Source organism: Aquisphaera insulae, assembly GCF_011064615.1.
GTDB lineage: Bacteria > Planctomycetota > Planctomycetia > Isosphaerales > Isosphaeraceae > Aquisphaera > Aquisphaera insulae.
The window spans coordinates 1-16,599 of the sequence record NZ_JAALJH010000032.1; the positions used below are offsets into that span (position 1 = coordinate 1).

Below are 16,599 nucleotides of genomic sequence, written 5' to 3' on the forward strand. Positions count from 1 at the left end.
TATCACGGTGATCTTCTTCCTTGCCGAGGTAATGAATTGTTCACCGGGCCGGGGTGAAGGATCGACAACCGGGATCTTACTCGCTAGCTTGAATGCTGTTGGACTCTCGAGCGGTCGGCCAGCTCCCGAGCCCGTGATACCACCAGGAACGGTCAGGACCGTCACTTGGAGTTGCCCCACCCCGCCGAGGATCGGAACAGCCCCCTGGACTCCGAGGCGCCGGACGATGCCGAGGATCGGAACAGCCCCCTGGACTCCGAGGCGCCGGACGATGCCGAGGATCGGAGCCGCCCCCTGGAGTCCGAGGCGCCGGACGATCTTCCCGGTCCGGATGTGATCGTGATCTTCGCCGCCTTCTTCGAAAGCGGCCTCGCCTTCCTCTCGCTCTTCGTCGGCTGGTGGCTGGGGCAAAGCCCGCTGGCGCATTTCGCCTGGGCGATCGACGATGCGATCTGGGGCCTGCTGGTCGCGATCCCCCTGGTGGGCGTCTTCCTGCTCATCATCCGCCGACCGATCGGCCCGTTGCGTCGCATCAAGTCGTTCTGCGAGGACGAGTTCGTCCCCCTGCTCGCGGGGAGTTCCTGGTCCGACATCCTCCTGATCTCGATCTCGGCGGGGGTGGGGGAGGAGATGCTCTTTCGCGGCGTCCTCCAGGGGGTGCTCTCGGGCTGGCTCGGAGATGTGGGGGGGCTGGCCGTCTCGAGCATCCTGTTCGGCCTCCTGCACCCCATCTCCATCCCCTACATCGTCCTGACCATCTGGCTGGGCGCCTGCCTCGGCATCCTCTACCTCGTCACGGGCAATCTCCTCACCCCGATGCTCACCCATGCGTTCTATGATTTCATGCTGATGGCCTTTCTCCTGCGATGGCAGTACAGGGGGACCGACCGGGTCTCCATCCCCCCGGTCGACCCGGACGAGGACATCGACCATTGAGGAAGGATACGACGATGACCGGATCGATCGCGAAGGAGAGGACGCCGGCCGCGCGAGCTCGGGTTGCACGGTTCATCATCCTGGCGGTGCTCGGGGCCCCGCTCCTGCCAAGCTCCGCAACGGCCGCGGAGCCCCTCCGCTACAAGTTCAAGCCCGGCGACGTCCTCCGCTATACGCTGGTGCAGGATCAGAAGCAGCAGACCAGGCTCGCCGGCGCCGAGATGTCGAACTCGGCCTTCCAGACGGTCGACATGCACTGGACCGTCAGGGGCGTGGACGCCGCGGGCGTGGCCGACATCTCCCAGAAGATCGACCGGATGCGATGGAAGCTGACGGGCCCCGGCGACACGCTGAATCTCGATTCGGCCGACGCGAGGCCCCCGGACACGCAGGCCGCCGCCCAGTTCGTGCCGCTGATCAAGGCCCTCGCCGGCGCGGAGTTCACCTTCAAGATGGACGAACGCGGCGAGTTGAGCGACATCCGGGTGCCAAAGTCGTTGCTCGATTCGATCCAGGAGGCCAACCCGGGCGCGGCCGCGGCCGGGATGTTCTCCGAGGAGGGGCTGAAGAACCTGGTCGCCCAGTCCCGACTCGCCTTCCCCAAGGGGCCGATCGAGAAGGGGGCCACCTGGGACAACCAGTCTCGCGTGACGCAGCCGGGCGTCGGCACCAGCGTCATGGACAAGCACTACACGTTCCAGGGACCGTCCGCCAAGGACCCCCGGATCGTGACCTTCACGCTGGCCAGCGATTTCAAGGTGGAGCCCATCGCCGACGCCGCCGGCTCGCTCAAGATCAACTCCTACGTGGGCAAGGGGGAGTTCTCGTTCGACACCCAGGCCGGCCGGATCGTGAGCTCCCAGGTCTCGGAGACGCTCGAGGCGACCTTCTCGATGAAGGACCCCCAGACCGGCCAGGCCCGGCAATTCCAACAGGTGACCCGGACCGTCAACACCATGAACCTGGCGGACAAGTGAGCAGGGACGAGGAGCGAGGAGGAGCAGGCGGGGGGAGTTGCGGGTGGTCCCACGTTAGCAATCCCGCACGCTCCCCTTCCTCTCGCACGCCCTTCGCCCTTTCCCCCTTCAGGCCAGGCCGTGCTTGCGGAGCTTGCTGAAGAAGGTGCTCCTGGGCATGCCCAGGAGCCTGGCGGCGATGCTCTTGTTCCCCTCGGCCTCGGCCATGGCGTCGGTGAGCCGCTGGCGCTCGTAGGCCAGGAACTCGGCGTTCCATTCCTCGCCGCCGGCCGGCTCGCGGCCGTCGTCGCGGTCGGTGGTGCGCGAGCGTCGGGAGCCTTCCCCGGGGCGGGCTCGGGGGGGGGCCGTGTCGGTGCCCGCGGCGATCGACCGGGCGGCGGCTGCCCGGCCGCCGCGTGTCGCCCCCGCCGGCTCGCCGCCGCCGCCGCCCTGCTCCTTGCCGTTGCCGACGACGTTCAGGCCGGCCGGCGCCGGGTGCCGGCCCCGGAATCGCCGCCGGCCCGGCTCGCGGACCTCCTGCGGCAGGTCCTCCACGGTGATGGCCGGGCCGTCGGCCAGCACCACGGCCCGCTCGATCACGTTCTCGAGCTCGCGGACGTTCCCCGGCCAGTCGTGGGCCATGAGCAGCTCCACGGCTTCCGGCTCGAGGTGGGTCAGCGATTTGCCCGTCCGCTCGGAGTAGCGGGCCAGGAAGGCCCCCGCGAGCTCGAGGATGTCCTCCTTCCGCTGGCGGAGGGCGGGGGTCCGCAGCGGGATCACGTTGAGCCGGTAGAAGAGGTCCTCGCGGAAGAGCCCCTCGCGGATCAACGCCTCCAGGTCCTGGTGAGTGGCCGCGATGATCCGCACGTCCACGGCCACCGGCTGCGAGCTCCCCACCCGCTCGAACGACATCTCCTGGAGGACGCGGAGGAGCTTCGTCTGGACCTCGAGGTTGATGTCGCCGATCTCGTCGAGGAAGAGGGTGCCGCCGTTGGCCTGCTCGAACCGCCCCTTGCGATCGCGGTCCGCGCCGGTGAAGGCGCCGCGGACGTGGCCGAAGAGCTCGCTCTCCAGCAGGCTCTGCGAGAGGGCCGCGCAGTGGACCTTGACGAACGGCCGTGCGGCGCGAGGGCTCGCGGCGTGGATCGCCGCGGCCAGGAGCTCCTTGCCCGTGCCGCTCTCCCCCCGGATCAGGACGGCGGAGGGGCTGGCGGCGACCTTCCGGGCCGTGACGATCATCCGCCGGACGGCCTGGCTGGACCCGCGGAGCTCCCCGAAGACCGCCGAAGAGGACTCCTCGGCCGGCGATCGGGCCGCGACGCCCCGCTTCGAGTCCGCCTCGCCGCGCGGCTCATCCCCGCCGGCCGCCGCGTCCCGCTCTCGATCGCGATCGCGGTCGCGGTCGGTTTCCCTCTCGGCCCGGCCGCGGAGCTGCTCCTGGAGGATCAGGATCCGCCGCTGCTGTTCGGCGATCTTGTCGACCTTGTCGCGGAGCTCGTGGTTGAGCGACTCCAGGGTCTCCTGGATGTCGGCCGAGTGGAGGGCCAGGGTCGCTACCGAGCTGAGCGCGCCCAGGAAGGCCATCTCCTCGTCCTCGAACGGCATGCCGCTCCGCTTGGGCCCCAGGACGAGGAGGCCGCCGAGCTGGCTGTCCCCCAACTGCCCCTGCCCGAGGGCCGTGGCCGCCTCGCCCCCCAGCGCGATCATGGCGTCGGTGGCGGAATCCGACCCGGCCGACGGCGACGTGGCGTGAGAGAGCCTCACCGTGGGGGCCTGCCGGAGCCGGGCGACCAGCGGATTGTCCGCGGTCAGGACGGCCTCGTCCGGGCTCGGCCCGTGGCAGGCGGCGAGCTGGAACTCCCGGTCCGAGGGCCCCGCCAGGTAGATCGCGCCCCACTCCACGCGGAGGACCTCCGCGGCCCCCTCGAGCAGCCGCCGGCCGAGCGTCCCGCGGTCCACCAGGCTGCCGACCGCGACCCGCATCTTCTGCATCGCCTGGTCGAACTTGTACTTCTCGCGGAAGAAGCGGCGATCGATGACCCGCTGGAAGCGACCCCGCGCCACCTCCGAGAGGATCAGGACCAGCACCACGGAGAACGCCGCGACCATCGCCCCGCCGGACGTCGGCGAGGTCCGCATCTGGTCGCGGATCAGCCAGCCGAAGACGAGCAGGAGCCCCGAGTAGACCAGGCCGGCGGTGACGCTGAGGGCGAAGTAGACCACGCTCCGGTTGATGATCTCCTCGACCTGCATCAGCTTGTACCGGGTGATGCTGAACGCGTAGGCCAGCGTGTAGAGCACGGAGACCCCGAACATCGGCCAGGCCCCGGAGTCCCGGCCCAGGGTGGACGTGTCCATCCAGGCCTGGAAGAGCAGGTAGACGATCAGCACCGAGGCGATCAGCGAGGCCAGCAGGATCCACTTGACCTGATTCTTCTCCCCCCTGGTCGCCGCGTGCCGGTAGCTGTAGACCAGGCACGGGATGCAGAGGGCGAAGATCATCGCCGCGACCCCGATGTAGCCGAGCGCGAGCGCGCGGATCACCCGCTCGCCGACCGCCGCGCGGAGCGGATCGCCGTGGATCCGGAGCCAGTGCGACACGAACATGGTCCCCCAGATCGCGGCCAGCGAGACGCCGGGGACGCCGTAGAGGAGGCCCAGCACCAGCCTCCGTCGGCGCTTCAGGAGCGGATTCTCCCGGGGGAAGACCAGGAAGAAATGGAGGTTCACCACCGGCACGAGCAGGGCGAAGAAGACGAACGGATAGATGAGCGTCGGCCGGAGCACGATCTCGGTCCAGTGGTAGCCCCCCATGTAGGCCCCCACCGTCACCAGGCAGAGCACGAAGAAGAGCCGGGCCGATCGGTCGCCCGGCCGTTTCCAGAAGACCCGGGCCCCGACCGCGAAGATCAGGACCTCCTGGAAGAACCAGATGCACGACCAGACGTACGACCACGTCGGCGGATAGCGGACCATCGCCTCGGCCGTGATCGGCTCCCCCGTCCGCCCGTGTCGCCAGGCCACTTCGACGAACTGCCCGACCCGGTCGTGGAGCGAACGCATCGCCTGGATGTAGTCGCCGTAGTTCCCCGGGCGTAGACTCGTGCCCCCGATCGAGAGGATCTGATCCCCGACTCGCGGACGCCCCCCCTGGTCGGGCGCTTCGCCCACCCCGGCGCCGGGATCGCCGACGGCCTTCCAGACGAAGTCCGCCGGGATTTCCTCCTTCACGTCCGTCCCGAACAGGCAGCGGAGCCCGATGGTCCCCATCCAGGCGACGTGCATCAACACCATGAGCGAGTAGCAAAGGACCACGACCGATCCGATCGCGCAGAGCGTCCGGAGCCCCGTGCTGCTCCAGGAAGACCCGAGGGTCGCATGCCGCGACCCAACCGCGGACTCCAGGCCCCGGAGGGACCTTGCCCCATCCGCCCAGCTCCACCGATCCGACGGAGTCGGATCCGGCAGGATGCCGTTCCCAGGCCATCTATCCATGTTGCAAACACCAGGTGGGGAATCAGAAGGAAGGACCCAAGGGCGCGGTACGGGGAGACCCGCCAACCGCCCGCGAGGTCGTTTCACGGGCTTCTTCTCTCACCAGCCCATGACCACTATCTTCACGCTTCAATCCCATCCAGCTTAGTGGTTCGGCGCCGAAATACAAGCGCCGTGGTGTCGAAACTTCGTCACCAGCGCGGCAGATCACGGATTGGGTCGGAGATGAGGTCCGAGGATGTTCCCAGGGATCACCACCTCTGTCTTGTTGCCCATTCTGGGTATTCCGCCCCATTGGAGCCGCCTGAAATGAGAATATGGGATATTTGCGTTGAGTTTGATGGGCTTTTCCGAGGTATGTCGCCCTGGTATCCGCTTTTCGGCGCCGATTGGTCATGAGCGGAGCGCCGAAAGCCCGTGATCAGAGCGGGCCGTCGAAGGAGGGAGGAAGGCGAGGTAGTCGTTGCGGGATCGTTCTCTGGACTCGGCACACGAGATGCGATTGTCCCTCTTTCATCTCGTCCCGACCCTCGACCCTTGTGGTGTTCGGGATGGGTAACCGCGAAGCATCGCAACCGAGATCTTCCCCATTGATCGACGGCTTCGGCGCGAGGAGACAGCATGAAGTTAGCGGCCAGGTGGCAAGACGCCCTGTCGACGTCGATTTCGATCCGAGGCGAGGAGAGGCGGCGGACGCAGGTTCGCCTGGGCGGGGAGCTCGTTGATGTGGTACGGATGGGGCGAGGCGAGCCCCTCGTCCTGGTCCCGGGCCTGGCGGGGAGCTGGAAGCTGCTCCTGCCCCTGGCTCGCCGTCTGTCCCGACGCTACGAGGTGATCACCTACGCATTCCGTGATGAGGGCGTGCCCGGCTTCGGGATCGGCGGTCCTCGGTGCGGGATCTGGGACATCGGCGGGCACGCCGATGATCTCGCCTCGCTGGTCGAGCAGCTCGGGCTCGAGTCCCCCACGATCTTCGGCGTCTCCTTCGGCGCCGCGGTGGCGCTCCAGGCGGCCGTCGATCATCCCCGGTCGGTCGGGGCCCTGGTCGTCCAGGGGGCCGAGGCGCGGTTCCACGCGACCATCGGCTCGACGATCGCCCGCCGCGTCCTCGAGCGGTTCCCGCTGCCGACCGACAATCGGTTCGTCAATCAGTTCTTCAACCTCCTCCACGGCGCGAAGCCGGAGCCGGGTCCGCTCGTGGATTTCGTGGTGGAGCGAATCTGGGAGACGGACCAGAGCGTGATGGCCCGCCGCCTGGCCCAGCTCGAATCGTTCGACGTCTCCGAGCAGCTCTGGAAGGTGGAGGCCCCGACCCTGGTCCTGGCCGGCAAGAAGGACGCCATCGTCCCGGCCGTCCGCCAGAAGCAGCTCGCCGACGGCATCTCCGGCGCCCGCTTCGAGGCGATCGACGGCGCCGGTCATATCGCCTTCCTGACCCATCGCCGCGAGATCGCCCGCCAGGTCGTCCGGCACCTCCGCCAGGTCAAGGCGGCGGTCTGACCGTCCGACCTTCCCCCAGCGGAGGGGTGGACACGCCTCCGCCACGAATCATCCTCAGGATGTCTCCCCTTCGCACGATTCGGCCCGTGCGGAGGGGAGCTCCTTTTTCATGGGCGGGGGAGACGAGCGGGGCGCACCAGGCCGACGTAGTTCCCGTCGAGCAGGTTGCCGGCGCGGTCGGCCACGCCGCCGGATGTCGATCCATCGATGACCAGCCTCGGCCGCCGCGAGAGGACGGCACCCTTCCGCGGCAGCAGGGTCACCGACCGCGTCGAGACGTCATAACTCACCGCCTTGAGGCTTCGCCGGACATCGTCCGCGGTGCCGAATCGCCCGTCTCGCCCGCGGAGGATCAGGCGGTAACTGGCGAGGGCCGCGGCACGCGTCGGATCCAGGTCCTCGCTGTAGGTCACCACGATCCCGCGGGGACGGCGAACCGTGCCGAGTCGGGCCACGCCGACGACGGTCGGGCGGATCGTATCCGTCGTGCCCGTCCCCGTGCCGGGATCTCCACCCGGGTTGGCGCCGGTCGCCGAGATGGTGTTCGTGCCCGAGTTGTTCGCGGGCGTCGGGTCCACCTGAGAAGCCGACACGCTCGCGGTGCTGGTCAAGGCTCCCGCGGCCGAGGGCCGGACGACGACCACGACAGAGCCCGTCGATCCGGCGACCAGGACGCCCAGGTCGAACGTCAGGACGCCGCCGACCGGAGCGTTCCCGCCGGTGGCCGAGACGAACGTCGCGCCGGCCGGCGGCGTGACCACCAATCGGACGCCGGTAGCGGTCCCCGGGCCGGCGTTGGAGACGGTCAACGTGTAAGTCAGGTCGCCCCCGACGACGGGCCGGCCCGGCGCGGGGGACAGGGAGACGGAGAGGTCGGCGGTCGTCGGCACGCTCGAGCCGTCGACCACGATCCCGTCGGAGAATTCCGAGGTCCCCCCGCCGTCGAGGAGCGTGGCCGTCGAGATGACCGACTGGCCGACCGGCACCACAATCGGCGAGGCGAATGCGAACGAGGCGTTGCCGGCGGCGTCGGTCGTCACCTCGACCGAGCCCAGGAACTGCTCCCCGGCCCGGATAACCGTGGTATCGCCGGAGCTGGAATAGAGGTCGATCTGGAACCGGCAGGAGGCCAGGCTGTTGAGCGTCCCCTGGACCACCGTCGCCCCGCCATGGGTCGACGCCGACGTCAGGACCGGGAAGTTCTGCAGGTCATTCGGGCCGTCGTCCCGGTCTCCCGGGTCGTTGGGCGTGATCCCATCCTGGCCCAGGTCGATGCCCAGGAAGGCAGGGCCCGAGGTCGCGGTCGCGGCGGCGCTCGAGAGCGAGAGCGAGCGCGAGGACACGCTCGGAGCTTCCATCGACTTCAGGTTGTTGGAGGATCGGCGTGACCGATGGAGAATCCTGGCGAATTGCCTGACACGGGTCTGGGTCAACGGCTTGCCGGGTTCCCCGCCCATGGACATCGACACCCCCAAGGCCTGGCCTTCCTCGTAGCCGGGGAACCGGTTGAGGTCGATTTCGTTCGTCTCGTCGGAAGAGTCGGCCGCCTGGGCCTCCGCCCTGATCGCGGCCCCGGAGGTCCCCGGCGCCGCCTCGGCGGTGGAGGACAGGGAGAGCGAGCGGACCGCGGCGAGGGAGGTCACCTCGTCGTCGGTGATCAGGATCCCGGCGTTCTGGTTCGGCAGGCCGAATTCGGCGATGCGGTCCAGCCCGATGAGGTTGCCCAGGACCGAGACGCCGGTGGGCAGATACAGCCGGATGCCGTTGTCGTCGTTCGCCGAGATGAGGTTGCGGTCCCCGGCCTCGGCCCCGCCGATCGTGGCACCGTTTTCGAAGAAGAGATAGATGCCGTCCCCGCGATTGCCCAGGTCGACGGTCCCCGAGACGTCCGTCCCGATGAAGTTGCCGGCGATGACGGTGCCGCCGCCGAGCGTGCTGACGCGGATCCCGCTGCCGCCGAATCCGTTGATCGCCAGCCCATCGATCCGGCTGCTGGCGGCGTCGATGGTCCCGTTCAGGTACTTCAGCTCCAGCCCGTTGCCCGAGGCAGCGGTCCCGACCAGCTCGATCCTGAGCACGGTGTCCAGGGCCTGGAGCGCCGGCAGCGTGTTCCGCCGGCTGCCGGGCTGGGAGTAGCCGTCGATCGTGACCGTGTCGACGATCCGGGGCAGGTCGTGATCGGGCCGGATCGAGTACCAACTGTGGGGCCAGTCGGGGTCGATGTCGGCGATGCCCGCGTCGTCGGCCGCCGTGGTCGCGGCGATGGCGGCCGGCGTCACCTCGCCCGCGATGCCGTCGTCGCGATAGTAGAAATGGCGCGGGTCGGCGGCCGGGATGGCGAAGGTGATCGTCTGGGCGCCCGCCGCGAAGTTGGCGTTGTAGATCGCCTCGCGCAGGGTCCCCAGTCCGGTGTCGCCCGTGCTGGTGACGACGAAGCTGGGACCTCCAGGGACCGCCACGGGAGAGAACGGGGAGGTGTCGTTGCGCGGGCCGGAGCCGTCGTCGGTGACGTCGGTCGCGGTGGCGGTCACGAACGGCTGCCCGGCCGGCAGGGTGGGAAGGTCGGCCGTGAAGGTCGCCAGGCCGGCCGCGTCGGTGGTCACGTCGATCGTGCCGACGAAGCTCCGGCCCTGGCCGAACACGCCCGAATTCACCGGGTCGTCGAAGGCGTCCTCGCGGACGGCGTTGGCGAAGAACTCCAGGCGGAACGACGAGCTCGGCTTGCTGGCGAGCGTCCCCGTGATGTGCGTGCCGGCCGCGGCGGCGGTCACCGCGTCGAGGACCGGATAATTCTGGGTGCCGTCGGCGTCGGGCACGGCGTCATCGAGGTAGAACGTCCGCCCGATCCCGGGGCCGGCGTTCGAGAAGATCGCGTTCCGCGTGATGAGATTGCCGTCGCCGGAGTTGTCCACCCCCGCGACGGTGTTGAACGCGATCGCGTTGCCCGCGATCCGGACGTTCCCCGAGGCCTGCACCCCGGTCCTGTTCCCCAGGGGCAGGGTGCCGGTGACGTCGGTGCCGATGAAGTTGCCCTCGACCACGCCGTTCCGGCTCCCGACCCCGATGCCGCCATTGCCGGAGATCAGGTTCCCCTCGCCGGGCCCCGCGCCCCCCACGATGACCGGGCCCGCCGTCTCGGCGGCCACCAGGCCCCAGACGCCTCCGCTGTCGTTCCCGAGGGCCCTGGTGCCGGTGACGTCGGTGCCGATCAGGTTTCCCTGGATGATGGTGCTGATGCCGGCGGGGAAGCTGGCGTTGACGAGGACGCCGAATGCGGTGCTGATGCCGGGCCTGTCGACATTGCCCGAGATCAGGTTGCGGGCGGCCGGCGTCGTCCCGCCGATCGTGTTGCCGACCGTCCGGACGGAGATCCCGTGGCGGTCGAAGAAGTTGGGGTTGGCGTCGGCGGCGAAGCCCGCGGTGCCGGTGGCGTCGGTCCCGATGTAGTTCCCCTCGATCCGGTTATTGCCGGCGGTGCTGCCGGACAGGATGCCGATCTTGACCCCCCTGGTCCGGTTGATGACCAGCCCGCGCACCGTGCTGTCGCTGGCCTGGATCTGGATCATCCCGAACCGGACGTCCCCGGCATCCTCGCCGTCGATCTCGACGAGCAGCGTGCCGTTCAGCCCCTGGCCGACCGGGTTGGTATTGGGGGCGGAGCCGGGCTGGGTGTAGCCGTCGATGATGACCGGCTCGGTGATGACGGGGAGGGCGGAGGTCGGCCGGATGGTCCGGACGCCCAAGCCGGGGATGTCGAACGCGATCGTGTCCAGCCCGGGGCTGCCGGCCGCCGCGTCCCCCGAGGGACGATTCGTGTTCGCCGCCGTGATCGCCTCGCGGAGCGTCACCTGGCCGTCGTTCGCGTCGATGGCATCACCGGTCCCGGTCACCGTGATCCGGGTCATCAGCAGGCGATCCTCGACCGGTTCGAGGGAGGGATGATGCGAGTGGGTTCGCCGGGCCCGGGGCACTCGGGACAGGGAGCGAGGGCGAGGGGGACGCATGGCGTTGGTCTCTCTCTGATGACGGAGTGGCCGCTCGGGCCGACGGGGACGACGGGAAAACCTGGCGCCGCGGACGCCGCCATTGGGAGGAGTACCGGCGGGCCGCGGACTTCTTACGGGAAAATGTCGCGAATCCGGCAAAGCGGGTCGGTGCTCGTTCCGAAGTCCTCTGGTAGGATCAATCTCGGTGCCCGGGATGCAAATCCGCGTAAGATCCCGCCACCTGCCCAGTACTCCTCTCGTGGACACGAACTCGATGCGAGCTTCGCCGGACACTCGGGCCAGCCTGCTGGTGCGCATCCGGGACGGTCGCGATGCCGAAGCCTGGTCCCAATTCGTGGAGATGTACGGGCCCTTGATCTACGACTACGGTCGCCGCGGGGGATTCCAGGACGCCGACGCGGCCGACCTCGCCCAGGAGGTGCTCCAGGCCGTCGCCGGCGCCGCGGGGCGATTCGAGTACGACCCCGCCCGGGGCTCGTTCCGGAGCTGGCTGTTCACCGTGGCGCGGACCAAGCGACTGGACCTGGCCGCGCGACTGGCGAGGCATCCGCGAGGGTCCGGGCGGAGCTCCGTCATGGAGCAGCTCGGCGAGCTCGCCGGCCCGAGGGACGGCGAGGCCGAGGAGGCCGAGTGGCGCCTCGCCTGCGAGCAGCGGCTCGTCGACCTGGCCGCCGAGCAGATCCGCGGCGAGTTCCGCGAGCCCACCTGGCAGGCCTTCTGGCAGACGTTCGTGGAGCACGCCGCCCCCCAGGAGGTGGCGAGCCGCCTGGGGATGACCATCGGCGCCGTCTACGCGGCCAGGTGCCGCGTGCTGGCGCGGCTTCGCGAGCGGGTCCGGCAGTTGCGGGACGATGACGATCACCCCTGAGGATTGCGGCCCCATGGAACCGGCGGAAGCCTGCCCCGATCCATCGCGGCTGAGGGCGTTCTTCGACGGCAGCCCGTCGGAGGTCGAGGACCCGGCGATCACGGCCCACCTCGATCGCTGCGCCCGCTGCCGGAGCCTGCTCGACGGCTGGGCCGCGGAGCCGAGTGGGCTGGGAGGCCTGATCCCGAGGACGGAGCCGATGACGCCCCCGCCGACGACGCTCAGGCTCGTCATGGACCGCCTCCGGCCCGGCCCGGCCGCGGCCGCGGCCGCGGCCGAGGAGGGAGAGCCGCCGCTCACGTTCCTCGAGCCCACGGATCGGCCCGGGGGGTTGGGCCGGATCGGCCCTTACGAGGTCATCGCCCGGGTGGGCCACGGCGGGATGGGGATCGTCCTGAAGGCCGTCGACCCCTCGCTCGATCGCGTCGTGGCGATCAAGGTGCTGGCCCCAGCGCTGGCCACCAGCCCGGCGGCGCGGAGGCGGTTCCTCCGCGAGGCGAGGGCCGCCGCCGCCGTCTGCCACGAGCACGTCGTGACGATCCACGCGGTCGACGAGGCGGCCGGGCATCCCTACCTCGTGATGCAGTACATCGCCGGCAAGTCGCTCCAGGAGAAGATCGACCGCGAGGCCCCCCTGGGGCTGAAGGAGACCCTCCGGATCGGCATGCAGACCGCCGCCGGGCTCGCCGCCGCGCACCAGCAGGGGCTCGTTCATCGCGACATCAAGCCGGCCAACATCCTGCTGGAGAACGGGGTGGAGCGGGCCCGGATCACCGACTTCGGCCTGGCCCTGGCCGTGGACGACGCCCGGCTCACCAGGTCGGGGACGATCCTGGGAACGCCCGACTACATGGCCCCCGAGCAGGCGCGCGGCGAGGTCGTCGATCATCGTTCCGACCTGTTCAGCCTTGGTGGCGTCCTCTATGCCGCGGTCACGGGGCAGACTCCGTTCCCCGGAGAGTCCACCATGGCCGTGCTCCGCCGCGTCTGCGACGAGGCACCTCGCCCGGTCCGCGAGCTCAATCCCGAGGTCCCGAAATGGCTCGCCGCGCTGATCGCCCGGCTGATGGCCAAGGACCCGGCCGCGAGGCCGAAGTCGGCCGCGGAGGTCGCGGATCTCCTCGGCCGTCGGCTGGCCGAGGTCCAGGGCCTCGTCCCGGCGGCGACGGCCGGGGACCATCCGCGACGGGACCGCAGGCCACGCGCGGGCGTGCTGGCAGCGGGAATCCTCGTCGGCCTGGCTGCGATCGCCATCCCGGCGGCCCTCCATCTCCGCAGGCCCGAGGCCGTTCCCGGGCCCGCGCCGGGACTCGCCGGCCCGCCGCCCGTCGCGCCGGCCCCCGGTTCGGCTCCGGCCCTGCCCACCCCCGCCGGGCCGGATCCCGCCGCGGACCGGCAGGCCGCCGACCGGCTGCAGGCCCAGGGCTGGGGGCTGGTCGCGCAGCGCCAGCTTCCCCTTGCGTTCGATCGATTCTCCGAGGCGCTCCGACTCGACCCGAGGTGTGTCATGGCCCTGCTCGGCCGAGCCAACGTCTACGACGAATGGGGCGACCTGAAGCGATCGCTCGCCGACTGCGACGAGGCGATCCGACTCGCGCCCGGCTTCGCCGGCGGATACGACGTCCGGAGCAAGGCCCGGGCGGATGCCGGCCGGTTCGCCGAGGCGATTGCCGACGCCAGCGAGGCGGTGCGGCTCGAGCCCGAACGGCCCTATCCCTACTTCCACCGCGGCCGCGCCTACCACGCCCTTGGGCAATGGGACGACGCGATCACCAGCTTCGGCGAGACGATCCGGCGTGTGCCGAACCACGCCATCAGCTATCATCTTCGCGCCGGCTCCTACCTCGGCAAGCAGGACTTCGACAGCGCCCTCGCCGATGCCGCCACGGCGACCGAGATGGAACCTCGCAACGCCGCATACCGCGCCCGCCGGGGCCTCATCCACGGCTGGAAGCTCGATCCGGCCCGCGCCCTGATCGACCTGGACGAGGCGATCCGGATCAATCCGAATGAGCCCGCCTACTACCACGACCGCGGCTGGGCCCACTCGCTCCGCCGCGACCACGACCACGCCGTCGCCGATTTCTCCCGAGCCCTCCGAGACCGCCCCCGCGAGGCGACGTGGCTCATCGACCGGGCCTCGGCCCAGGCGCTCGGCGGCCATTACAGGGAGGCCGAGGCCGACTTCGACGAGGCGATGCGAATAGACGGGGACTCGCCGACGGGGCGAGTGCGTCGCGCACGCTACCTCCATCACGCTCGCGGCGATTACGATCGCGCCATCGCCGACTGCGACGCCGTGCTCCGCGGCGCCCCCGACCACGCCGAGGCGCTCCTGAACCGTGGCCTGGCGCTGCTCGCCAAGGGGGAGCCGTCCCGCGCCCTCGCCGATCTCGACCGGGTGCTCGCGCTCAACCAGGGCCTCAGCCCGACCTTCGAAGGGCCCCTCTCCGTCCACTACCCGGCCCTGCAACGCGCCCGGGCCGATGCCCACGCCCGCGCCGGCAAGGCCGGCGGCGGCGGCAAGCCGGAGAAGGAATCGCCCTGAGGGGAGCCGCACGCCCCGCCTGTCGAAAGGCCTCGGCGCCGTCGCCAGCGGTCACCCTTCGACAAGCAAGAGCCTCTCAGGTCTCGAGGAGGCCGAACGCGTCGGGCGTGCCCGGCCCTTGATGCCAGCTCGTGGCCGGGGCGCCGAACTCGTCCTTCGGCTTGGGATGGAGATACCAGTCGCGGATCGGCCGGCTCAAGAAGGCCAGGGCGAGCAGCACGAGGAGCGGGCCGAAGGCCCCGAGTGCCTTCCGGAACGGCTTCTTCATGGCCTCCCAGCGCGTCGCTACGTAGTAGATCGCATACGGCGGGATCAGGACGAAGGCCAGGCCGTGCCGGAGGCTCTCCTGGAACGGCTGGACGAACAGGTCGAAGCCGCCCAGGATCAGCAGGAGGACGCTCAGGATCACGAGCAGGCCGAGCATGGTCCACGCCAGCGGCTTGAGCTCGAAGAGGAACGCGACCGCCCCGATCAGCCAGAAGAGCATGAGGACCATGTAGATCGCGTCCTCGAACTTCGCGAGCTTGCCCCGGATCACCCGGACCGTGTGCCGCCAGCCGGCCCGGGCCTCCATCACCGCAATGGGCGGGGAAGGGGGGCTCACCGCGGACGGCGGCGGCTCGAAATCGGCGTCGAGCTCGTAGGGCGTGCCGTCGTCCTCGTCGTCCCCGGAGTAGCTCCGCCGCTCCGCCTTCGTCGCCGCGGCCGTCGCCGCCGCGGAGGGAACGAGCATCTCCTTACCGCAATGCTTGCAGTGCCCGTGCTTCCCCGCCAGCGATTCGTCCAGCGAGAACGCCTGGCCGCAGTGCGAGCAGGTGAAATTGATCGCCATCTCAAGCCCCCGTCATCGGTGCCGCGGTCGAGATCCTGCCCGTCGAAGTGGATTCACGATGCTGGATCTTATAGTCATCTCGCCGTGACAAAATCCATGGGCGAGCGGACGATCCGGGGACGGCTCCCCCCTTGGTCTCCCAACTCCGAATGGACGGTCCGGCCTCGTGGTGATAGCCTGGCGATCGTCTCCGGAACCAGCGGTTTCGATAGACCGACCGGGAGAGGAGGCCCCACGGTGTGCCGCCACGAGACCGTGACGCCCGACTCGGGACCGACGCCCGCTTCACCTCGACGGCGATTTCTGCTCGCCGATGCGATGATCCTGGTGGCCGCCACGGCCATCGGCTGGGGCGTGACGCTGACGATCGCCCGTGCGGGGAGACAGTCCCCGTACGACCTGTTCGCGAATTTCGTCAGACCGGATTCCTGGTTCGACGTGAGGGGCGTCGTCGGGAAGATCCTCGAACTGGCCCTGCTCGCGATGCCGATGATTGCGGCGGTGACGCTCGCCCTGCTCCCGATCCGGCTGTTCGGAGCCCGGCCTCGGTTCCACCGGCTCGCTCGCCAGCCGGGCCTAACGACCTCATGCGCTTCGGCCCTGGCGGTGGCCTTCGTTGTGCTGCCGGTCACGATCGGGGCGATGGCTGCGGGGTGTGACGGGGAGGCTCTCTGCAGATTGCTCACCCGGGAAGAGAAAGTCTTGTCCGTAACGATGTATGGAGGGTTGGCGGTCCTGGTGTCGTGGCTGACCCTGCTTCTCGGCGGGGCCTGGAGTGCCGAGGCGAGTTGGATCGATCGACTCGGGAGGGCGCTGGGGCTTTCCTGGATCGTGGCGGCATCCGCGGTGTGGCCGGTCCTCCTATTCGTCGAGATGACGGCGACGCGCTGTTACGCGAGGCCCGTGGTCGACTCTCCCTCGGTCGTTGAGGGCGTCGGTCGAGGAATTCTCCAGGTCAACGCGACCTTGATGCCGGTAGTTGCGGTGGTGACCACGGCCTTGCTCGCGATCCGACTGGTCTGCGTCGGGCCACGCTTCCGCCGGCTTGCACGCCAACCGGGGATGCTGGCAGGTTGTGCCTCGGGGCTGTCGATGGCCCTGATCGGCCTCGAGTTGATCGTCATACTCCTGACGAACTTCGCCTTCTCGGACGATGGCCAGTTCTGGGAGGAGATCTCTGCCTTCCCGGAATGGCTCCTCGGCAAGGAGATGCAGACGCGCCTGGCGATGTCCGGCGGCTTCGCGGTCCTTGTCTCATGGACGACCTTGCTGGTCGGCCGGCGGTGGCATGCCGCCCGAGGCTGGCCCGATCGATGTGCTCGGGTCCTGGGACTGTGCTGGATCCTGGCGGCCCTCGTCGTGGCGAGCGGCAACGCCCTGATCCAGGCGGATTACGAGCGCCTCAGTCAGCGCGCCACGGGCGTGCCCGTTGACCCCTGATGCGTTCGGGGTGGTGA

General features: G+C 69.6%; 9 protein-coding genes. 6 read left to right on the top strand and 3 right to left on the bottom strand.

The features are described from left to right. Positions 1–165: 165 nt before the first annotated feature. Both G6O54_RS17710 and G6O54_RS17715 read left to right on the top strand, forming a co-directional pair. A complete protein-coding gene (locus G6O54_RS17710) occupies positions 166–936 on the top strand; it encodes a CPBP family intramembrane glutamic endopeptidase (protein WP_165226997.1) in 771 nt (256 codons plus the stop codon). A 14-nt stretch (positions 937–950) separates the two neighbouring features. After that, entirely contained in the window at positions 951–1,913 is a 963-nt protein-coding gene (locus tag G6O54_RS17715; protein WP_165226998.1) for a DUF6263 family protein, read from the top strand. Between the two features lie 108 nt (positions 1,914–2,021). Here G6O54_RS17715 and G6O54_RS17720 read toward each other — a convergent pair whose 3' ends face one another. Continuing rightward, positions 2,022–5,387, bottom strand: coding sequence for a sigma 54-interacting transcriptional regulator (locus G6O54_RS17720; protein ID WP_250846945.1), 3,366 nt, complete (start codon positions 5,385–5,387; stop codon positions 2,022–2,024). Between the two features lie 621 nt (positions 5,388–6,008). Here G6O54_RS17720 and G6O54_RS17725 point away from each other — a divergent pair. Further along, positions 6,009–6,887, top strand: coding sequence for an alpha/beta fold hydrolase (locus G6O54_RS17725; RefSeq protein WP_165226999.1), 879 nt, complete (start codon positions 6,009–6,011; stop codon positions 6,885–6,887). 107 nt (positions 6,888–6,994) lie between these two features. Here G6O54_RS17725 and G6O54_RS17730 read toward each other — a convergent pair whose 3' ends face one another. Beyond that, positions 6,995–10,792 carry a DUF11 domain-containing protein gene (locus G6O54_RS17730; RefSeq protein ID WP_165227000.1) on the bottom strand — a complete coding sequence of 1,266 codons (3,798 nt, stop codon included), beginning with the start codon at positions 10,790–10,792 and terminating at the stop codon, positions 6,995–6,997. A 355-nt stretch (positions 10,793–11,147) separates the two neighbouring features. On the opposite strand from G6O54_RS17730, the gene G6O54_RS17735 reads away from it, so the two are divergent. Beyond that, a complete protein-coding gene (locus G6O54_RS17735) occupies positions 11,148–11,762 on the top strand; it encodes an RNA polymerase sigma factor (RefSeq protein WP_165227001.1) in 615 nt (204 codons plus the stop codon). Positions 11,763–11,775: 13 nt separating this feature from the next. Beyond that, positions 11,776–14,310 (top strand): serine/threonine-protein kinase, encoded by a 2,535-nt coding sequence (locus tag G6O54_RS17740; RefSeq protein ID WP_165227002.1) that lies wholly within the window; start codon positions 11,776–11,778, stop codon positions 14,308–14,310. 76 nt (positions 14,311–14,386) lie between these two features. Here G6O54_RS17740 and G6O54_RS17745 read toward each other — a convergent pair whose 3' ends face one another. Beyond that, positions 14,387–15,142 (bottom strand): PHD finger domain-containing protein, encoded by a 756-nt coding sequence (locus G6O54_RS17745; protein ID WP_165227003.1) that lies wholly within the window; start codon positions 15,140–15,142, stop codon positions 14,387–14,389. 237 nt (positions 15,143–15,379) lie between these two features. Between G6O54_RS17745 and G6O54_RS17750 the strand changes: the two genes are divergently transcribed. Beyond that, complete coding sequence (locus G6O54_RS17750) at positions 15,380–16,582, top strand: hypothetical protein (RefSeq protein WP_165227004.1); 1,203 nt, start codon at positions 15,380–15,382, stop codon at positions 16,580–16,582. Positions 16,583–16,599: the final 17 nt, after the last annotated feature.

Excerpts from the sequence above, each read along its gene's own strand:
- G6O54_RS17715 (WP_165226998.1), top strand. The coding sequence starts at position 951 with ATGACCGGATCGATCGCGAAGGAGAGGACGCCGGCCGCGCGAGCTCGG.
- G6O54_RS17720 (WP_250846945.1), bottom strand. The coding sequence starts at position 5,387 with ATGGATAGATGGCCTGGGAACGGCATCCTGCCGGATCCGACTCCGTCG.
- G6O54_RS17725 (WP_165226999.1), top strand. The coding sequence starts at position 6,009 with ATGAAGTTAGCGGCCAGGTGGCAAGACGCCCTGTCGACGTCGATTTCG.
- G6O54_RS17730 (WP_165227000.1), bottom strand. The coding sequence starts at position 10,792 with ATGACCCGGATCACGGTGACCGGGACCGGTGATGCCATCGACGCGAAC.
- G6O54_RS17735 (WP_165227001.1), top strand. The coding sequence starts at position 11,148 with ATGCGAGCTTCGCCGGACACTCGGGCCAGCCTGCTGGTGCGCATCCGG.
- G6O54_RS17740 (WP_165227002.1), top strand. The coding sequence starts at position 11,776 with ATGGAACCGGCGGAAGCCTGCCCCGATCCATCGCGGCTGAGGGCGTTC.
- G6O54_RS17745 (WP_165227003.1), bottom strand. The coding sequence starts at position 15,142 with ATGGCGATCAATTTCACCTGCTCGCACTGCGGCCAGGCGTTCTCGCTG.